This window comes from Azospirillum sp. HJ39 (assembly GCF_041507355.1).
Taxonomy (GTDB): Bacteria; Pseudomonadota; Alphaproteobacteria; order Azospirillales; family Azospirillaceae; genus Azospirillum; species Azospirillum thiophilum.
Window position 1 is genome coordinate 557,978 of record NZ_CP167912.1, and the last position, 19,062, is coordinate 577,039.

A 19,062-nucleotide genomic window follows, 5' to 3' on the forward strand; every position below is an offset into this window, starting at 1 on the left:
CCCATTCCCATCGTCTCCATACAAGGTGGTCTTACCATGATTCGCAGAACCGCTTCCCTGGTGGCCGTCCTGGCGGCCCTGCTGCCGGCCTCCGCCGCGTTCGCCGCCGACCGTGCCACCCCCGAGCAGGCCAAGTCGCTGGTCTCCGATGCTGTCGCCTATCTGAAGGCCAAGGGGCAGGACGATGCAGTCAAGGCGTTCCAGGATCCCAAGGGCAGCTTCCGCCGCGGCGAACTCTATGTGTTCGTTTTCGATACCAACGGCCGTTACATCGCCTCCGGTGCCAACCCGAGGCTGGCCGGTTCCGATGCCGCCGACCTGAAGGACGCGGAAGGCAAGCCCATCGTCCAGGCGATGATCGCCGAGACCAAGGACAAGCCGACCGCGGTCATCGATTATGTCTGGCTGAACCGACAGTCCAACAAGGTCGAGCACAAGCACTCCTATGTCACGCGCGACGGCAACTACATCGTCGGGGCCGGAACGTACGACGATTGAACCTGCACCTCCGCATGACCTTCCCCCTCCTCCCATCGTTGAATATACGAACAATCTGAAAGCCCCTAAGCTGGCTGATCGACAAGGCACCGGGGGAGCGGCATGACGGAGCGGAGGGGGACTGCAGGCTGCACGAGACGGGGCACCTTGCTGGCTGCCGCCGCACTGTTTTCAATCGCAGCCGCCCGCCCGATCCAGGCGGCCGAACGGCCTGTAATTCGCGCCGGGGTGTTGAAGTTCGGCACCGTCAGTTGGGAACTCGACACCGTTCGTGCCAACCGTTTCGACGAGGCTGGCGGGATCGATCTGCACTTGGTCGAGTTGGCGGGCACCCCCGCGACCCAGGTGGCGTTGCAGGCCGGCGGGGTGGAAATCATCGTTTCGGACTGGCTGTGGGTGTCGCGGATGCGGGCGAAGGGGGAAGCTCTGTCCTTCATCCCCTATTCGACCGCGGTCGGCGCCCTGGTGGTGCCAGCCGGATCGGGCATCGCCGGCATTGCCGACCTGCGGGGCCGGAGGATCGGCATCGCCGGCAGCCCGCTCGACAAGAGTTGGATTCTGCTGAAGGCCCTGGCGGGCGACCGCCACGGTCTGGCGCTGGACCGCGACGCGCAGGCCTTTTTCGGGGCTCCGCCTTTGCTGAACAACAAGATTGCCGATGGCGATCTGGATGCCGTGCTGACCTTCTGGCCTTTCGCAGCCCGACTGGAAGCCAAAGGAATGCGTGTGCTGATGACCGTGTCGGACATGCTGGCGGCGCTGGGGCAGCCGGTGACGCTTCCTTCCATCGGCTATGTCTTCCGCGAGGAATGGGCGCGGGCCAACCCGGCGGCGCTCGGCGGTTTTCAGACGGCCACCGCCAAGGCGAAGGCGCTGCTGCTCCAGTCCGACGCTGCATGGGAAAGGCTGGCGCCGCTGATGCAGGCGGAGGACGATGCCACCTTCCGAACGCTGCGCGACCGCTACCGCGAAGGTATCCCGCGCAGTTGGACGGCGGAGGAACGGGACGGGGCGGGGAGGCTATACAAACTTCTGGCCCGGTTGGGCGGGCGGGAACTGGTCGGCGATGCGCCCGCCATCGCCCCCGGCACATTCTGGACCGGCGGGGAATAGCCGATGCGCCGTGCCCTCATGCCGCTGCTGTCGATCCTGCTGCTGCTGGCGCTGTGGCAGGGGACGGCGTTGGCGGTTGGCGGGCGCCTGCTGCCCGAACCGGCACTGGTCGCGCAGGCGCTGCTGCGCGAGGCGGAGAGCGGCGCCCTCATCCATCATATGGGCGTCACCCTGCTGCGGGTGCTCGCCGCCTTTGCGCTCGCCATGTCGGTCGGGATCGGACTTGGCCTGCCGATGGGGCGCTCGATGGTCATCGACCGGCTGTTCGGGCCGTGGCTGGTCTTCTTCCTGAACCTTCCGGCGCTGGTGGTGATCGTCCTGGCCTATGTCTGGTTCGGCCTGACCGAGGCGGCGGCCATCGGCGCCGTTGCCGTCAACAAGATTCCCAACACGGTGGTCCTGGTGCGCGCCGGTGCGCGCGCCATCGACGAGGGTCTGATCGACATGGCCCGCGTCTACCGCCTGTCACCGTCCGATCGGCTGCGCCATGTGCTGCTGCCGCAACTCACCCCCACCATCGCCGCCGCCGCGCGGTCCGGACTGGCACTGATCTGGAAGATCGTGCTGGTGGTCGAACTGCTGGGTCGCAGCGACGGTGTTGGATTCCAGATCAACCTCCTTTTTCAGACCTTCGATGTCGCAGGAATCCTGGCTTACACCGTCGCGTTCGTGGCCGTTGTCCAGATTCTGGAATACGGCATCCTCCAACCGGTCGAGCGTCGCTGCCAGCGCTGGCGGCGGTTGCCCGCTGAAGCTTGAAATCCGCTCCAAGCGCTTCGGTGCGGTCGAGGTCCTGCACGGCCTGACCATCGTCGCGGCGGCGGGAGAGGTCGTGGCGCTGGTCGGCCCCAGCGGCTGCGGCAAGACGACGGCGCTTGGGATCGTCGCCGGACTGGACCGTGACTATGACGGGTCGGTTGAGGTCGGGCCGCGGCTGGATGGCTCCCCGGTTCGGTTGGGCTATGTGTTCCAGGAGCCGCGGCTGCTGCCCTGGCGCACGGTGCGGCAGAATCTGACGCTGGTCCTGCCTCGTCCGCAACGCAAGGGGCCTGCCGTCGATGCCATATTGGAGACGCTGGAGTTGTCAGGTTGCGCCGACCGCTTTCCGACGCAACTGTCGCTGGGGATGGCACGGCGGGTGGCGCTCGCCCGCGCCTTCGTCGTGCAACCCGATTTGCTGCTGATGGACGAACCCTTCGTCTCGCTGGACGAGCTGACGGCGCTGAAGCTGCGGGCCCTGCTTGCCGAACTGCTGGAGCGGCGCCCGGCCACCGTGCTGCTGGTCACTCATAATCTGCGCGAGGCCCTTGCGCTCGCCGACCGCCTTCTGCTGCTGGCGCCGTCGCCCGGGCGGGTGGTGGCGGACGTGCCGGTGGAGGTTCCACGCGCCGCGCGCGACGATGCCACAGTCGAGGCGTTGCGTCGCAACCTGCTGTCCCGGCCGGAATCCGTCTTCCGCCTGCTGGCCTGACCTGCTCCCCTGACCCGCGGTTCGACCTTGCGATGGCGGTGGGTACATTTGCCGCTCGTCCCGCTGCGCAGGCTGCGGTATCTTGCGCGCCGCGCCGGGCGTATCCGGTGTGTGGCAAAGGCGACGGAGAACAATGGCGTCCGGACGGCGGACAGTGTGGCGGGGGCGGAGGCTCGGCCTTGTGGCCGGGATGGCTGCGCTTTTGCTGCAAGTCATCGCCTGGGGCTGGATGTCGCCGATCCCTGGCGCAGCCCGTGCCGGCCAGTCGATTCCGCTGTTGATCTGCTCGGCTGGCGGGTTGACGACGATCCAGGTCGATCCTGCCGACTATGATGTGAATAAGGCCGGGCCGGGCGGTCAGACCGCCAATAAGGCCGTCGGCGGCCCAGGCGACTTGCCGACGCCGATGCCCTCCGGCACCGGCCATTGTCCGCTCTGTCCGCTGATCGCCGGGCTGGCGCTGCCGCCTCCGCCGACGTCCATTGGCCCTGCAATCGTCGAAAGCGGGAATTCCCGTCCATTGCCTGGCGGGCCGATCGCAGCTGGTTGGTTCCTGTCCACCCTCCAGGCCCGCGCACCGCCGTTGCCGGCCTGACCCCGCTTCCGCAAAGTCCGGATTTCCCGACTTCCATAAGCGTTGCGTGACTTTTTGCGCGATCCCAGCCCGGATCGCGCCGGACGGCAAGCGATGCCTCCTTATCCCATGCATGGTCCCGGTCCCCATGGTGTCGTCCGCCATGACGGCGACGGCCTGCGTTCCATTCCCGTCTTTAGGAGAGTTCGATGAAGCGCATCCTCGGTATTGCCACCGCCCTGACCCTGCTTGGCGCCGGTGGCGTCCTTGCCCACGAATACCGTGCCGGCCCGATCGAGATCGGCCATCCCTGGGCCCGCGCCACGGCAACCGCGGCGCCCAACGGCGGCGCCTATCTGTCGCTGACCAATGGCGGCACGGCGGAGGATCGCCTTCTTGCCGCCTCCACCCCGGTTGCCGAGAAGGCGGAACTGCACACCCATCTGAACGAGAACGGTGTGATGAAGATGCGGGAGGTCCCCGCCATCGCCGTCCCGCCGGGGGAGACGGTGAAGCTCGCGCCGGGCGGGTTGCATGTCATGCTGCTCGGCCTGAAGCAGCCGCTTGTGAAGGGCAGCAACTTTCCCCTGACGCTGCGCTTTGAAAAGGCCGGCAACGTCGATGTAGAGGTTGCCGTCCAGGCGGCCGGCGAGAGCAAGCCGGAGCACGGAGACCACATGGGGGCTGCCGCGGCCGGTGCTGGCCATCAGAGCCATGACCATCAGGCAAAGAAACAGTAAAGGCGACGCCGCGATTAGGGCTGTGGAATCGGGAGTTGCCTGCATCGGGAAGGCCCAAACCTTCCCGATGCAGGCAACAGCCTGCAGTCTGTGCCTATTGCCGGCACGGGCGATGGCGGGCCAGTGCTTCGGTGATGTCGAGGTCCCGGAATGGCTTGCCGATCACCGGACGTGCACGGTGGGCGTCGGGAAGCCCCTCCGCCCCGTGGCCGGTGGTGAAGATGAAGGGAATGCCGTCGGCAGCCAGACGGTCCGCCACCGCATCTACCCGCTCGCCACGCAGATTTACGTCCAGTAGAGCGATCTCGAAACCCCCGTCTTCGATCATCTCCAGCGCAGTGGCGACCGAACCGGCGGGGCCGACGCAGATCACCCCATGGTCGACCAGGACGTCTTCCAGACTCATGGCGATCAGCGGCTCATCCTCGACAATCAGGACGGTGAGGTCGGTCAAGTTGGCGGCGGTCACTGTGGGCTCACTCGCGGCGACAGGGGAATCACAAGCCGGCATCGCACGCCGGCAGGGTCGAAGGCAAGAGCTACATCGCCTTCCAACTCATGGGCAAGGCCGCGTTCGATCAGGCGGGAGCCGAATCCTCGGCGGGTCGGTGGCACCACCGGCGGTCCGCCGCTTTCGCGCCAGCGCAGGATCAGCGCCCCTTGGTCCGGTTCGGAAATGCCCGCTCCGATGTGACCGCCATTGCTGCGGCCAGCCGTTGCATCGCGCGTGATTTCCCATTCCAGATCGATGCGACCGCTCTCGTCCGACAAGGCTCCGTATTTCGCGGCGTTGGTCGCCAACTCATGGAAGGCGAGGTGCAGCGACACCGCGACGCCGGTCGCCAGCGTTACCGGCGGCCCGCCGACGCGCACGCGGCCGGCATCGACATGCGGTTCCAGCGTGAGGGCGGCGATCTCGCTCAGCGATGCACCCTGCCACTGGCGGCGGGTCAGCAGGTCGTGCGCCTGGGCCAGCGCCCGCAGCCGCGACTGGAATGCGTCCGGGAATGCCTCTGCCGACTGGGTAGCGCGCAGGGTTTGCTTTGCGATCGACTGTACCATCGCGAGCGTGTTCTTCACCCGATGGTTCAATTCCTCGAGCAGCAGAAGCTGCCGCTCCTCCGTCTTCTTGCGCGCGGTGATGTTGAGCGAGACGCCGGCAAGCCCGGTGGGGATGCCGTCCCTGTCATACACGCCACGACCGCGGACCTGCACCCAATGCACGCTGCCGTCCGGCCAGATCGTGCGGTATTCCATATCCAGAGCGGAGCCGGTGGATACCGCTTGCTGCACCATCGTACGCTGATATTCGCGGTCGTCGGGATGGACGCGGTCGAGCAGCATGTCGTAGGTCGCGATTGCCGAAGGATCGGGCAGACCCAGGTTGGCGGCGCAGATCGCCGAGACGTGCAGCCGGCCGGTGGCCAACGTCAGCTCCCACGAGCCGAGCCGCCCGGCTTCCAGTGCGAAGCGCAGCCGTGCCTCGCTTTCCGCCAGCGCCTTGCGCTTGTCGGCAAGTTCATTGCGGTCGCGTGCCTCCACCAGGGCACGGCGGACCACGACTTGCAGGCGCTCCATCCGCAGCTTGACGACATAGTCGGTGGCGCCTTTCTTCAGCGCCTCGATGGCGTTCTCTTCGCCCAGCATGCCGGACACGAAGATGAAGGGCACCCGCGGCAGCCGGTCACGTGCGATGGCCAGTGCCGACATTCCATCGAAGTCCGGTAGGTCGAAGTCCGACAGGATCAGGTCGTAGGGGCCGCCTTCGGTGATCGCGTCGATGTAGGATTGTCTGGTGTCAACGCGGCTGATATCGAAATCATGGCCGTCGATCATCAGAAGATGCTCGCGCACGAGATCGGCGTCCATGCCATTGTCCTCCAGCAGGAGAACATGGCAGGGGATTGGCAGGCCGATCCCGATGGCCAACCTTTCCAAGCCATCGGAGCTGGCAGAAGGATCGATCCGGTTGCTCATCAGGTTCCGCGCGGTCTGCGGGGGTGGCAGCCGGGCGGCGGCTCGTTCAGGATCGCCCAGAAGCTGCCGATGTCGCGGATCGCATCGAAGAACTCCTTGAAGCCAATCGGCTTCACCACAAAAGCGTTCACTCCCAGCCGGTAGCTGCGGATCAGATCCTGTTCTTCCTTTGAGGAGGTCAGCATGACGACGGGGATGGCACGGGTGGCGTCGCTGGCCTTGATGCGGTGCAGTACCTCTATCCCATCGACCTTTGGCAGCTTGATGTCGAGGATGATGACCGCGGGAAATTTCGGATCGGTCGGCTTCGACACCGCTTGGCCATCCTCATGGAACAGATAGGACAGCGCTTCCGCCCCATCGCGGGCGACGACGATGTCGTTGGCGAGTTGCGCTTCGGCGAAGGCCTCCAACGTCAACTCCAGATCCTTCGGGTTGTCCTCGACCAGCAGGATCGGTTTCAGCGCGGCCATTGGGCTACCTCGATTTGGCGGCATCGGGCCGCGGCAGGGAAAAATGGAAGGTTGCGCCCTGGCCGAGCTCGCTCTCGGCCCAGACCCGTCCGCCATGGCGTTCGACGATGCGTCGGACATTGGCGAGACCGATGCCAATGCCTTCGAACTCCTCCTCGCGGTGCAACCGCTGGAAGACGCCGAACAGTTTGCCTGCATAGGCCATGTCGAAGCCACGGCCATTGTCGCGCACGTAAATCTCGTATGCATCGGAGGTGGTGCTGCATCCGACCTCGATTTTCGGCACGCTGCGGTCGCGCGAGTATTTGATGGCGTTGGACAGCAGATTCTGCACAACCAGACGCAGCATGGTCGGATCGCCGGTCACCGTCGGCAGGCGATGCAGGGTCCAGTTCACGCGGTGGTCGCGCAGTTCCGGTTCCAGCAAGTGGCGCACCTCCTTGACCAACCGGCCGATGTCGACGTCGACCTGCGCCAGCGGGGCACGGCCCAACTGCGAGAAATGCAGCAGGCCGTCGACCAGCCTTCCGGCCGAACTCGCCGCTTCGATGATACTGTCCAGATAATGGCGCTCGCGTTCCCCCAGCTTGTCGGCAGCACGGGAGCGCAGAAGCTCGGCATAGCTGGAGACGTGGCGGAAAGGGGCACGCAGGTCGTGCGACACCGAATAGGAGAATGCGGCCAGCTCGCCGTTACTGCGGCGCAACTCCTCGTTCAGGGCTGCCATTTCCTCGGCCTTGCGCAGCACAATGCTGACGATGGCGGTGCGGAAGTCGCCGGCGGCTTCGACCTCGCCATGGCGCCAGGGCAGGGACTGGCCGCGCACGGTCTCCTTCCAAATTTCGAAGGAACTGCGCGGCGATAGCCGGCCGCTGGCGTCGGCCGCCTTGGCGGGGTCGCCGGCCCAGTCGATCGACCGGACCAATTCCGGGCGGAACCACAGGAGATAGCTGGGGTGGAGCTGCGAGATGGAGATTGCCAACAGGCCGCTGGCCGTGGCATCGGTTCCTTCAGTCGCCTGCATCTCGGTCGGAAGCCGATGGCTGAAGAACAGATCCTTGATGCCTCGGCCAGCCAGTTCGGCAGCGATGGCCTCAACCACCGGCTGAGGCGGGGTGCGGCCGATCAGGCGACAATTGCCGTCGAACAGGATGGCTGCACCGTCGGCATTCACCAACTCCAGCAGATCGTCCCGGTTATCTGCCAGCCCGTCGATGAAACGTTCCGATGCCGCCATGTGGGCGAGCAGCCTGGCCTGAATGCTCTTCGACCGGATCCGGTGGTTGGCATCCTCCGCCCGCTCCAGTGCGATCATCTGGCTGGACATCACCTGGGCCAGCAAGTCGCAAGCGGTGCGCACTGCGAATGAAACCTGCCGCGGCTCCGCATGGTGGCACGAGATCAGGCCCCATAACCGTTCCCCGTCCATGACGGAGATGGACATCGAGGCCGGGGTGCCCATGTTGCGCATATATTCCAGATGGACCGGCGAGACACTGCGCAGCACGGAAAAACTGAGGTCGAGCGGATCGCAATCTTCATCCGCGGCCAGAATCGGCACCGGCAGGTAGCGGGCGTCTGCGATCAACCGCAGACGGTTCAGGATATAGAGCCGGCGCGCCTGCTCCGGGATATCGGAGGCCGGGAAGCGCAGTCCACGGTAGGAGGGCAGGCGGCCGTTGCCGGCCTCGGCGATCACGGTCCCGTTCCACTGTGCGTCGAAGCGATAGACCAATGCGCGGTCGAAGCCGGTCAGCGCCTGCGCCTTTTCCGCCGTGCGGGCTAGCAGCGTCTCGAAATCATGCGATGCCTGGATATGGCGGATGGCCTCGCGCATCTGTGGATACAGGGCTTCCAGTGTGCCCGCGCCTGCGCTTGCGAGATGCTCCAATTCCAGGATTGCCAAGGCGCCGGACCGGTGGGCGATCGCCTGATGGTCGCTGCAGCCGGGCAGACGCAGGATGCCAATCTGCACCGGCTCAGGCGGGGCGGCGTGCAGGCTGCGGAGAAGCGACGGCATGGAATCGGCATCGATCAACCGGTCGATCGGCTGGCCGAAGGCGTCGGCAAGCGGCTGGTTCAGGACCGCGCCGGCATGTGCGCTGGCATGGACGAGGCGGAGGCTTTCCAGCTCTACCGCCAGAAGATGGCCATGAGGCTGGATGCTGCCGGGAATATGGATGGGTTCCCGCGCGCAGGCATCGAGATCAAGAGTGTCCGGTATGATTTGGGGCCACCGCCCCGGTCCGGTTGTAGGCGTCACGGTCGTCCTTTGTCCATCTCGGCCCCCGTTCCGGCAGGTCCGGGCCACAAAGGCCCGATGCAACGAGGATCTCTTGAATGCACCATGGTCTTCAATGGTATTCCCTGCGATACGCACTGACGAACCCCGGCTCGCTTTCGGGCGCCGCGTTGCGGTGTGGCGCACCGCAGGGTATTCATCAGATCCTATACTTTCATTATCATAAGATAGAATTTTGCACTGTCCTTAAGTTTTGTCCTGTTTAGGCTTAGATCATAGATCGAAAATCATATACCGGCTTCTATAGGAGGCCTGCTTGCAGATTGAGCCCTGCCGGAGGCCTGCAAGCCGGGCGGGGTCGAAACGGGCAGGCCGGGTGTCAGAAGATCAGCTTCAGGATTCCGGTGACGACCAGAAGTCCGATAATGAAGATGATGAGAATGGCCCATCCAAGAATCTTGAGCATGGTAGTCGGTCCTCTGTGGCCTATGTCTAAGGACGTCACGTCGCCGAACCCCGGTACGCTACGCCTGCGCTTGGATCAAACCCTCAAACCCGGCTTTGGTTCCCGTGCCGGGGCTATCGAGGCAGGCGGCCCCCCTTGGGATTACAAGAAAGTTGCACTTCAGAGTAGAATCTGCCGCGCCTATATATAAAACACATAAGTCATCTTATGGAAATTATATGTGTCGGTTTGATCGGTACAATGGCTCCGGCACCGTCCGCGCGGCGGAGGCCTCCGGTTAAAAAACGACGGCCTTCCGCGCAGGACTCCCACACTTACGGCGTATCATGCCAAGACAGCAACCGGGAGCAGGCGGAAGACGGCGTGGAGCCTACCGAGGATGCGGTGACCGACGAGGCACTGATGGCGAGCGCCGCGGCTGGTGATCGGAAAGCGTTTGGAACGCTAACGCGCCGTCATTTGCGCCGCAGCATCGCCTTGGCCCAACGTGTGGTCGGGAACGCTGCCGATGCAGAAGAGGTGGCGCAGGACGCGTTTCTTCAAATCTGGGCCAACGCCGACCGCTGGCGGGGCGATGGCACCCGTTTCACAACCTGGTTGTACCGGATCGTGGTAAACCGCGCCATCGACTACAAGCGGCGGCGCAGCTTCGCCCCTCTGGATGCGGCCGACGAGATTGCCGACCCGGCCTGGAGCGCCGAGACGGTGATCGACGGCCTGCGGATCGGTGCGGCGGTGGACGCCGCGATAGCCGCCCTGCCTGAACGGCAAAGGGCGGCGCTCAGCCTCTGCTACCATGAGGAGATGACGTGCGCTGAGGCATCGGAAATACTGCAGGTGTCGGTTTCGGCTATGGAAAGTCTGCTGGTCCGGGCACGCCGCGTGGTGCGTGCCCGGCTTCAACCCCTGATCCGTCAGAAGGACGGTGTACGGTCATGACGCTCAAAGAGTTCAAACGCAACGCTGCAGCTTATGGCGCGAACCTCGACCACTGGCCGCGATCCGCCCGGGTCGATGCCCTGAGCCTCCTGGATACAAGCGGGGAAGCGCGCGACGCGCTGGCCGACGCGGCCATCACCGATATGGTGCTGAGCGCCGCCTCGTCTCCATCGGTTTCCGCTCGTCGCGAGGCTCGGGTCTATGACCGCATCGCCGAGTGCCTGACACGGCGGGTCGTACCCGAATTCGTGCCATGGTTCCTGTCGCGGCCGCCCTTCCGTGCGGCCCCGCTCGCCGGCTTCCTGGCTTCCATGGCGGTGGTCGGGTTCCTCAGCTACAGCCAGGGCCTGATCACTTTTGAAAGGACGAACCCGCCCAGCCTGTCGGGCGTGATGATCGTCAGCTATCTGGGAGACACGCGATGACGCCGTCGATCCGGCGCCGCTGGCCTTGGTTCCTTCTGGTCGGGTCCCTTGCGCTCAACATGCTGGCTGGCGGCTTCGTCGTCGCCCACGCCTTCCGGCCTCCCCCGCCTCCGCCCGGGCCGGAACGAATGCTGGAACGGTTCGTCGACGACGCAGCCCGGCGCCTGTCGCCGGCCGATGCGGAGATCCTGCGCAAGGCGATCGACGACGCCCGCCCGATGTTCGTCCGCATCCAGGTCGGCCGCGAGGAGTTCGTCCCGCGCCTCCGAACGGAACTGATGGCCGATTCCTTCGATCCGGTCCGGCTGAAGTCCCTGTTCGACACCCTGCACGCCAACGACGCGAAGCTGCGCTCCGAACTCGAGGCGCGGCTGGTCGAAACCCTATCCCGCTTGTCCCCGGAAGGCCGCTTGCGCCTTGCTGAGAGCCGCCTTCCCTGATCCTTTCGGTTCGGCCAGCGGCAGACACTTCCGGGGTAAGGCCGGGGCGGCATGTCCGTCCCGGCCCTTTTTCCGTCAGGTTCCAGCTGTGGTCGCGGTCGTTTCCAGCAATGCCAGAAGCCCGGCCAACAGCTCCACCGGGCGGGGCGGGCAGCCGGGAATGCGGAGATCGACTGGCAACACCGTCTCGACCGCTCCGACGCAGGCATAGGATCCCGCGAACACGCCGCCGTCGATGGCGCAGGCGCCGCAGGCAACCACCCATTTGGGGTTGGGCGTCGCCTCCCAGGTCCGACGGAGCGCATCGGCCATGTTCTTCGTCACTGGGCCGGTGACCAGCAGCACGTCGGCATGCCGGGGCGATGCAACGAAGCGGATGCCGAACCGCTCCAGGTCGTAGAGCGGGTTGTTCAGCGCATGGATTTCAAGCTCGCAGCCGTTGCAGGACCCGGCATCGACCTGCCGGATCGACAGGCTGTGGCCCAGCCGGGCGCGGGCGCGTTCGCCGACACGGGTACCCAGATCGGCCAGCGCATCGGCGAATGGGGCGGAAGAAGAGGCGGGCGCAGCCTCCGTAACCGGACCGCCGGTCAGGGACCGCAGGATATGCTTCAGCATCGGCAGCTCCCCGTCACAGATCCTGGCCCGAGTAGGACCCGTTGAACGATTTGTTGCACAGGGGAAAGTCGGCGACGATGTTCCCCTCGATCGCCGCTTCCAGCAGCGGCCACTGAAACCACGACGGGTCGCGCGGGTGGCAGCGGTCGATGGTGCCGTCGTCGGCCAGACGGACCCAGGTCATGATTTCGCCGCGGAACGATTCGACCAGTGCCATGCCCTCCCCCGACCCTTGCGGCGCCCCCTGCCCTGCCCGCTTCGGCAGATCCGGCAGCATCGGCGGCGGGACGATGCCGTCGGGGCCGCGCGGCACACCGGGCATGCGGCGCAGGATCTGATCGATCAGCGACAGCGACTGTTCCACCTCGCGGATGCGGATCCAGATGCGGGCATTGACATCGCCCTCGGTCAGGACCGGTACCTCGAATTCCAGGTCGGTGTATGGGGGATAGCCCGGCGACTTGCGCGCGTCCAGCCCGCGGCCCGATGCCCGGCCGACATGGCCACCGGCACCGAAGCGCTGGGCCAGCGCGGTGGAGACGGTGCCGGTGGTCACCGTGCGGTCGAGCAGCGAGGTCTTGGTATCATAGATCGCCACCAGCGGGAGGAAGCGCCGTCTCAGTTCCGCTGTCAGCTCTCCCAACCGGGCCCGCCCGCTCTCCGCGATGTCCGGCATCACGCCGCCGGGAACCACCCGGTCCATCATCAGCCGGTGGCCGAAGCAGGCATCGGCGGCACGCAGCACCATCTCGCGCAGTTGCCCCATCTCCGCCAGCATGAAGGCGAAGGCGGCGTCGTTGCAGATGGCGCCGATATCGCCCAGATGGTTGGCGACCCGCTCCAATTCGGCCATCAGGGCGCGCAGCCAGACCGCGCGCGGTGGCGGCTCGATCCCCAGCGCCGCCTCCACTGCGCGGGCGAAGGCCAGTGCATGGGCGACGGTGCTGTCGCCGGACAGCCGGGCGACGATCCTGGCGGCCTCCGCCGGAGTCTTGCCGCGCATCAGCCCTTCGACACCTTTGTGGACGTAGCCAAGCCGCTCCTCCAGCCGTACCACGGTTTCGCCGTTGGCAGTGAAACGGAAATGGCCGGGCTCGATGATGCCGGCATGAACCGGGCCGACCGGGATCTGGTGCAACCCCGGTCCTTCCGCCGGCAGGAAGCGGTAGGGCGGCTGTGCCTCTGTGGTTGGTGGGACCGGTGCCGGACTGGCGGCCAGCGGGTGGCGCACACCCCAATTGCCGTGGTCGAGCCAGGGGCGCCCGTCCGCCGCACTCTCCGGTATCAGGCCGAACAGATCGTGCGCGGCGCGCTCCAGCCGGTTGGCCGCCGGCCGTACCGCCGACAGGCTGGGGAAGCGGCGGTCTGGGCAGGGCAGGCTGACCACCGCGACGTCGCCTGCCAGCTCCTCGCGCAGGGCGGCGTGCACAGTATCGGCATCGCCCCACAGGCCGAGCAGCGACCAGCCGTTTCCGGACAGAGCTTCGATCAATTGCAACCAGCCGGCGCGGTCTGTGACGTAGCGCGGCCAGGGCCTGTGTCCCTCCACCGGACGGCCGATGCGGCCCAGCAGGCCGAACAGGGGATCTTCGCCGTACATCCCGCCTCCCCTACCCCAGCAGTGCGGCGACGGAGCGGAACCAGCCGACCAGCGGTCCCGGTATCCACAGCCCGGCCGTCAACACCAGTGCCAGATGAGCATAGAGCGGCACCAGCGTGCCGTGCAGCGGTGCCGGCTCTGCCACCGGCGCGCCGAAGCAGAGCTGCTGCACCCGCAGCACCAGCGCGCCGAAGGCGACCAGGATCCCGACGACCAATGCGGCCGCCAGCGCCGGTTGTGCCGCCACGCTGCTGGTGACCAGCAGGAATTCGCTCATGAAGACGCCGAAGGGTGGCAGTCCGGCGATGGCGACCACGCCTGCCAGCAGGCCCCAGCCAAGCGCCGGATGGCTGACCGTCAGGCCGCGGATCCCCGCCAGCGACTGGGTGCCCGTCACCTGGACGGCATGGCCGACGGCGAAGAAGATCGCCGATTTGGTCAGGCTATGCATCGCCATGTGCAGCAGGCCGGCGAAATTCGCCATCGGCCCGCCCAGCCCGAAGGCGATGGTGACGATGCCCATATGCTCGATTGAACTGTAGGCGAAAAAGCGTTTCACGTCGCGCCGCCGGTAGAGCATCGGCCCGGCCAGCAGCAGCGAGGCCAGCCCCATGGTGACCATCAGCGGCCCCGGCGCCATCGCCGCCCCGTTGGCGGCCAGCAACATCTTGAAGCGCAGCACGGCATAGAGCGCCACGTTCAGCAGCAACCCCGACAGCACGGCGGAGATCGGCGTCGGTCCCTCGGCATGGGCGTCGGGCAGCCAGGCATGCAGCGGCGCCAGCCCGACCTTGGTGCCGTAGCCGATCAGCAGGAAGACGAAGGCGAGGTTCAGCAGGTTCGGGTCGATGCGCGCCGCCGTCTCCTGCAGGGCAGTCCAGGTCATCGCCGGCAGCCCCGGCCCCATCACCGGCTGGGCCGCCATGTAGATCAGGATGGTGCCGAACAGCGCCAGCGCGATGCCGACGCCGCAGAGGATGAAGTACTTCCACGCCGCCTCGATGCTGGCGGCTGTGCGGTACAGGCTGACCATCAGCACGGTGGTCAGCGTCGCCCCCTCCACTGCCACCCATAGCACGCCCAGATTGTTGGCGGACAGCGCCAGCAGCATGGTGAACAGGAAGGCCTGGAACATGGCGTGGTAGAAGCGCAGCTTCTGCGGGGTCAGCAGGCCGCGCCGCACCTCATGTCCGATATAGCCGGCGGAAAAGACCGCGGTGGTCAGTCCGACGAAGGCGGTGAGCGCGATCAGCGCGACGTTGAAGGCGTCCAGCACCAGATGGGCGGTGGCAGCCGGCGGCGCGCCGAACAGTGCCAGCGCCGCCAGCAGGGTCAGGGCACTGGCGCCGGCATTCAGCTTTGCCGCCAACCGCCAGTCCGGGACCAAGGCGAGCGCCACTGCGGAAAGGAGTGGGATCAGCAGGACGGCGGGAAGGAAGGGGGTCACTCGCCGGCCTCCCCCCGGAAGCTCTCGATCCGGCGCATGTCGAGCGTCTCGAACCGCTCGCGGATCTGGAACAGGAAGATGCCGAAGATGATGAAGGCGACCATGACCGAGAAGGCGATCGACATCTCCACCACCAGCGGCATGCCGGCAACACCGACCGCTGCCAGGATCAGGCCGTTCTCGATCGACATGAAGCCGACCACCTGACTGACCGCGTTACGGCGCGAAATCATCATCAGCAGGCCCAGCAGCACCACGGACAGCGACAGCGCCAGATCCTCGCGGGTCAGGGCGGTCGCCCCCTCCGTCACCGGCAGGACCAGCAGGATCGACAGGGTGACCAGCGACACGCCGGCCAGCATGGTCAGCCCGATGCCGAGCGCCGGCTCGACCGTGCGCTGGATGTTCAGGCGCTGGATGATCCGGTGAAGCGCCACCGGAATGGCGACCGCCTTCAAGGCCAGGGTCAGAAGTGCGGTGAGGTAGAGATGCGGCTCGTCATGGGCATAGGCCTGCCATGCGGCGGCGGCGGCAAGGGCCAGCGCCTGGACGGTGAAGACATGCAGCAGTGCGAACAGCCGGCGTTGGTAGAGCAGCGCAAAGCTGGTCATCAGCACCAGCGTGCCGAACAGGTGGGAGGCGTCATAGGCGATGTCGTTCATGCTCATCCCCGCTCATACGCCGCGCGACACATAGAGGAAGATGGCGCCCAGCAGGCTTAGCAGGAGCGCCCCGCCCAGAAACTCGCCGACGCGGAAGACGCGCATCTTGGCAACCGACGTCTCGAACAGCGCGAGCCCGGCCCCGGCCGTTGCCAGCTTGGCCAGGAAGCTCAGCAGGCCGGTCAGAACGGTGCCTCGGTCGCCGGTCGCGAGCCCCCAGGGCACGAAGATGCAGGCGATCAGAGCGACGTAGAGCAGCAGCTTCAGCATTGCCGCCGCCTCCACCAGCGCCAGATGGCGGCCGGAATATTCCAGCACCATCGCCTCGTGCACCATGGTCAGTTCCAGATGGGTCGAGGGGTTGTCGATGGGGATGCGCGCGTTCTCGGCGATGGCCACCATCACCAGCGCGATCAGCGCCATGGCCAGCGACACCCGCAGTCCGACGCTGCCGGAGGTCATGAAGGCGGCGATCTCCGCCAGCGAAGTGCTGCGGACCAGTACCGCGACCGAGAAGACCATCATCAGCATCGCCGGCTCGGCGAGCGCCGCGATCATCATCTCGCGCGAGGAACCGATGCCGCCGAAACTGGTACCGATGTCCATTCCAGCCAGCGCCAGGAAGAATCGTGCGCTGCCCAGCAGCGCGATCAGCGCGATCAGGTCCGCCGCCGGGGCAAGTGCCAACCGGGTGGTGAAGACCGGCACCAGTCCGGCCGCCAGCCAGATTGCGGTGAACATGACATAGGGCGTCGCCCGGAACAGCCAGGAGGCGTTGTGTGCCAGCACCACCTCCTTGCGCAGCAACCGCAGCAGGTCGCGGTAGGGCTGGATCGGCGACGGCCCCCGCCGACCGAGCAGGCGTGCCTTCACCAGCCGCACCCAGCCTGTCAGCAGCGGGGCCAGCGCCAGCACCAGCACCATATGGACGATCTGGTAGAGGATCGACGCGATCATGACCGCACCACCGCGACCAGGACCAGCACGACCACCAGCGCGGCGAACATCAGCGTCAGGTAGCGGCGGATGGTCAGGAACTGCAGGTGATTGGAGCGGTCGGCCAGCCAGTCCACCGCGCGACCGACCGGGGTGAACAGCAGTGGCCACGCCGGGTCGCGCCAACTCACGCTCAGCCGGGCCGGGCGGGTGTCGCCGGGTTCCGGCATCGACACGCTGTCTTGGGCGGCAAGCAGCGTCGTGCCGAAGGCGCGGCGGATCGGCTGGCCGAAGCTGCCGGCGCTGTATTGCGACAGCGCCGCCGGGTCCGGTTCCTCATGGCCACAGCCCCAGGCGTCCGACCAGCGCACCCGGTCGGACGCCCGGCGGTGGATGACCAGCACCAGAAGGGCTGACAGCGCGGCGATGGCCACCAGCAGAACCATGCCGTTGTAGGAGTTGCCGACGGCCGAGGTCGGGGCCAGCCAGAACCAGGGCTGATAGGCGCGGTCGTCGAAGGGGCCGGCCTCCACCATCGCGCGCACGGCCGGGCCGAACAGGCGGATCAGCGGGGTCGGCAGCACGCCGATGGCGATGCACAGCATGGCCGGCACCAGCATCGCCAGACGCATTGCCATTCCCACCTCCCGCGCGCCCGCGGCCTCGACCGAACGCGGCCGGCCGAGAAAGGCGATGCCATAGAAGCGGACGAAGCAGGCCGCGGCCAGCGCCGCCGCCAGGGCGACCGCGGCGCCGACCACGGCGATGCCGATCTTCAAAGACCATTCCGGCAGGGCCGGGGCGTTCAGGATCGCCTGGAACAGCATCCATTCGCCGACGAAGCCGTTCAGCGGCGGCAGGGCGGAGATCGCGGCGGCGCCGACCAGCGCCAGTACCGCCGTCGCCGGCATCCGGTGGATCAACCCGCCGAGCCGGTTCAGGTCCCGCGTGCCGGTCGCGGTCAGCACCGAGCCGGCAACGAAGAACAGCAGGCTCTTGAACAGGGAATGGTTCACGACATGCAGCAGGGCGGCGCTCATCGCCAATGCCGCGATGACCGGGGTGCTGCTGGCCTTGAACACCAGCGCCAGCCCGAGCGCGATGACGATCACCCCGATATTCTCGATGGTGGAGCAGGCGAGCAGCCGTTTCAGGTCGTCCTGCATCAGGGCGATCATCACCCCCATCACCGCCGTCACCGTACCCGCAGCCATCAGCACCCCACCCCACCACCAGGAGGGCGGTCCCAGCAGGTCGAAGGCGACGCGGACGATGGCGTACACCGCGACCTTGGTCATCACCCCCGACATCAGGGCGGAGACGTGGCTGGGCGCTGCGGGGTGGGCCAGCGGCAGCCAGACATGCAATGGGAAAAGGCCGGCCTTCGATCCGGCCCCCAGCAGGACCAGAAGAAGCGCCGCCACCGCCGTGCCGCTGCCGGGCGCGTGGGCACGGATGGCGGCGAAGCTCATGTCACCCGGTCCGCCGGCCATCAGCCCGAATGCCAGCATCAGGCAGAGGGTACCGACGCCGGCCATGATCAGGTAGAGCCGGGCGGCGGGCGGCGTTGCGACCTCGCGGTGAGTCGACAGCACCAGCAGCCAGGACGCCAGCGACATGAACTCCCAAGACACCAGGAAGGTGAAGGCGTCGTCTGCCAGCAGCACCAGGCTCATGCCGGCCAGGAACAGCGGGAAGAACGGCAGGACCGGACCGCCCCGTGGATGACTGTCACCCTGCTGGCTACTGTCATGATGTGCCCGTTCGTAGCCCCAGCCGAACAGGCTCGCGGTCAGTCCACCGCCGTTCACGACCAGGAGGAAAAAGACCGACAGGGCATCGGCGCGCAGATGGGAGCCACTCCAGGGCAGACCGATCGGCAGGGTCAGTGCGGCCGGCACGACGGCGCCTGTCGCCAGGGTCGTCACCGCCCACAGGACGGTCAGTCCGCAGGCGGCCGCAGTCGCGCCATAGACGGCGTTGGCTGTCCAATGTCGGTTGCGGGCGGCAACAGCCAGGAGCGCTGCCGAGAAAAGCAGCAATATGGAGGAGAGGGGAATTGCCAAGCGTCTAGGCCGAATGGGTTAAACCCGACGCATTGTAAGGATGTTGCCCCCAGCTTTGGCAAGAGGAAAAACTGTAACTCTCTTATGGATTTCAGTCGCGGCAACCTGCCCAAAGAAAAGGCGGCCGTGCGGTTTTGCCGCAGGCCGCCCCAAGTTGGTTCGGGAGGAAACGCAACCAAGTTGCAAGCAGAGGTATAGGGCCAATATGGTTAACGCGCGATGAATGGCGGAAAGAAAACATTTTCTACCACTATTTTGCGAATTTCCTCCGCAAAGGCTCCGCTCACGCTTTCCATGCCCGGACCATCGGCCGGGCCTCTGCCCAATGCCGGGGTGGCGTTGCCCTGCCCCGCGCGCTAAGAGAGATGCCCTTTC

General features: G+C 66.2%; 19 protein-coding genes. 9 read left to right on the forward strand and 10 right to left on the reverse strand.

Annotated elements, in window-relative coordinates; translation table 11 throughout:
• Positions 1 to 36 precede the first annotated feature (36 nt).
• From ABMY26_RS30075 to ABMY26_RS30100, 6 genes are all read left to right on the forward strand, one after another.
• Entirely contained in the window at positions 37 to 498 is a 462-nt protein-coding gene (locus tag ABMY26_RS30075; protein WP_372399177.1) for a cache domain-containing protein, read from the forward strand.
• 147 nt (positions 499 to 645) lie between these two features.
• Positions 646 to 1,611, forward strand: coding sequence for an ABC transporter substrate-binding protein (locus tag ABMY26_RS30080; RefSeq protein WP_372399178.1), 966 nt, complete (start codon positions 646 to 648; stop codon positions 1,609 to 1,611).
• A gap of 3 nt (positions 1,612 to 1,614) precedes the next feature.
• On the forward strand, positions 1,615 to 2,370 hold the full coding sequence (locus ABMY26_RS30085) for an ABC transporter permease (RefSeq protein WP_372399179.1): 756 nt from the start codon (positions 1,615 to 1,617) through the stop codon (positions 2,368 to 2,370).
• Entirely contained in the window at positions 2,288 to 3,082 is a 795-nt protein-coding gene (locus ABMY26_RS30090; RefSeq protein ID WP_372399180.1) for an ABC transporter ATP-binding protein, read from the forward strand. The genes ABMY26_RS30085 and ABMY26_RS30090 overlap by 83 nt, the downstream gene beginning before the upstream one ends.
• A 202-nt stretch (positions 3,083 to 3,284) precedes the next feature.
• Positions 3,285 to 3,677 carry a DUF2946 family protein gene (locus ABMY26_RS30095; RefSeq protein ID WP_372399181.1) on the forward strand — a complete coding sequence of 131 codons (393 nt, stop codon included), beginning with the start codon at positions 3,285 to 3,287 and terminating at the stop codon, positions 3,675 to 3,677.
• A gap of 188 nt (positions 3,678 to 3,865) precedes the next feature.
• Positions 3,866 to 4,396, forward strand: a complete 531-nt coding sequence (locus tag ABMY26_RS30100; protein WP_372399182.1) for a copper chaperone PCu(A)C — start codon at positions 3,866 to 3,868, stop codon at positions 4,394 to 4,396.
• 94 nt (positions 4,397 to 4,490) lie between these two features.
• On the opposite strand, the gene ABMY26_RS30105 is transcribed toward ABMY26_RS30100, so the two are convergent.
• The 4 genes from ABMY26_RS30105 to ABMY26_RS30120 are packed head-to-tail and all read right to left on the reverse strand — an operon-like array spanning position 4,491 to position 9,274.
• Positions 4,491 to 4,865: a response regulator gene (locus ABMY26_RS30105; protein ID WP_372399183.1), complete on the reverse strand. Its 375-nt coding sequence runs from the start codon at positions 4,863 to 4,865 to the stop codon at positions 4,491 to 4,493.
• On the reverse strand, positions 4,862 to 6,373 hold the full coding sequence (locus ABMY26_RS30110; RefSeq protein WP_372399184.1) for a sensor histidine kinase: 1,512 nt from the start codon (positions 6,371 to 6,373) through the stop codon (positions 4,862 to 4,864). The genes ABMY26_RS30105 and ABMY26_RS30110 overlap by 4 nt, the downstream gene beginning before the upstream one ends.
• A complete protein-coding gene (locus ABMY26_RS30115; RefSeq protein ID WP_372399185.1) occupies positions 6,373 to 6,846 on the reverse strand; it encodes a response regulator in 474 nt (157 codons plus the stop codon). The genes ABMY26_RS30110 and ABMY26_RS30115 overlap by 1 nt, the downstream gene beginning before the upstream one ends.
• A 4-nt stretch (positions 6,847 to 6,850) precedes the next feature.
• Positions 6,851 to 9,274 (reverse strand): ATP-binding protein, encoded by a 2,424-nt coding sequence (locus ABMY26_RS30120; protein WP_372399186.1) that lies wholly within the window; start codon positions 9,272 to 9,274, stop codon positions 6,851 to 6,853.
• Positions 9,275 to 9,938: 664 nt separating this feature from the next.
• On the opposite strand from ABMY26_RS30120, the gene ABMY26_RS30125 reads away from it, so the two are divergent.
• From ABMY26_RS30125 to ABMY26_RS30135, 3 genes are read left to right on the forward strand one after another with little or no spacing between them, the layout of a single operon-like run.
• Positions 9,939 to 10,493: a sigma-70 family RNA polymerase sigma factor gene (locus tag ABMY26_RS30125; RefSeq protein WP_372399187.1), complete on the forward strand. Its 555-nt coding sequence runs from the start codon at positions 9,939 to 9,941 to the stop codon at positions 10,491 to 10,493.
• Positions 10,490 to 10,918, forward strand: a complete 429-nt coding sequence (locus ABMY26_RS30130; RefSeq protein WP_372399188.1) for a hypothetical protein — start codon at positions 10,490 to 10,492, stop codon at positions 10,916 to 10,918. The genes ABMY26_RS30125 and ABMY26_RS30130 overlap by 4 nt, the downstream gene beginning before the upstream one ends.
• Positions 10,915 to 11,358 carry a periplasmic heavy metal sensor gene (locus ABMY26_RS30135; RefSeq protein WP_372399189.1) on the forward strand — a complete coding sequence of 148 codons (444 nt, stop codon included), beginning with the start codon at positions 10,915 to 10,917 and terminating at the stop codon, positions 11,356 to 11,358. The genes ABMY26_RS30130 and ABMY26_RS30135 overlap by 4 nt, the downstream gene beginning before the upstream one ends.
• A gap of 75 nt (positions 11,359 to 11,433) precedes the next feature.
• Here ABMY26_RS30135 and ABMY26_RS30140 read toward each other — a convergent pair whose 3' ends face one another.
• The 6 genes from ABMY26_RS30140 to hyfB are packed head-to-tail and all read right to left on the reverse strand — an operon-like array spanning position 11,434 to position 18,687.
• Positions 11,434 to 11,976, reverse strand: a complete 543-nt coding sequence (locus tag ABMY26_RS30140; protein WP_372399190.1) for an NADH-quinone oxidoreductase subunit B family protein — start codon at positions 11,974 to 11,976, stop codon at positions 11,434 to 11,436.
• 13 nt (positions 11,977 to 11,989) lie between these two features.
• The gene (locus ABMY26_RS30145; RefSeq protein WP_372399191.1) at positions 11,990 to 13,576 is read right to left on the reverse strand and encodes a nickel-dependent hydrogenase large subunit; all 1,587 of its coding nucleotides are present in this window, start codon (positions 13,574 to 13,576) and stop codon (positions 11,990 to 11,992) included.
• A 10-nt stretch (positions 13,577 to 13,586) separates the two neighbouring features.
• On the reverse strand, positions 13,587 to 15,023 hold the full coding sequence (locus tag ABMY26_RS30150; protein WP_372399192.1) for a hydrogenase 4 subunit F: 1,437 nt from the start codon (positions 15,021 to 15,023) through the stop codon (positions 13,587 to 13,589).
• On the reverse strand, positions 15,020 to 15,685 hold the full coding sequence (locus ABMY26_RS30155) for a hydrogenase-4 component E (RefSeq protein WP_372399742.1): 666 nt from the start codon (positions 15,683 to 15,685) through the stop codon (positions 15,020 to 15,022). The genes ABMY26_RS30150 and ABMY26_RS30155 overlap by 4 nt, the downstream gene beginning before the upstream one ends.
• A gap of 12 nt (positions 15,686 to 15,697) precedes the next feature.
• The gene (locus ABMY26_RS30160) at positions 15,698 to 16,642 is read right to left on the reverse strand and encodes a respiratory chain complex I subunit 1 family protein (RefSeq protein ID WP_372399193.1); all 945 of its coding nucleotides are present in this window, start codon (positions 16,640 to 16,642) and stop codon (positions 15,698 to 15,700) included.
• Complete coding sequence (gene hyfB, locus ABMY26_RS30165; RefSeq protein ID WP_372399194.1) at positions 16,639 to 18,687, reverse strand: hydrogenase 4 subunit B; 2,049 nt, start codon at positions 18,685 to 18,687, stop codon at positions 16,639 to 16,641. Before hyfB ends, ABMY26_RS30160 begins: the two co-directional genes overlap by 4 nt.
• Between the last annotated feature and the right edge of the window lie 375 nt (positions 18,688 to 19,062).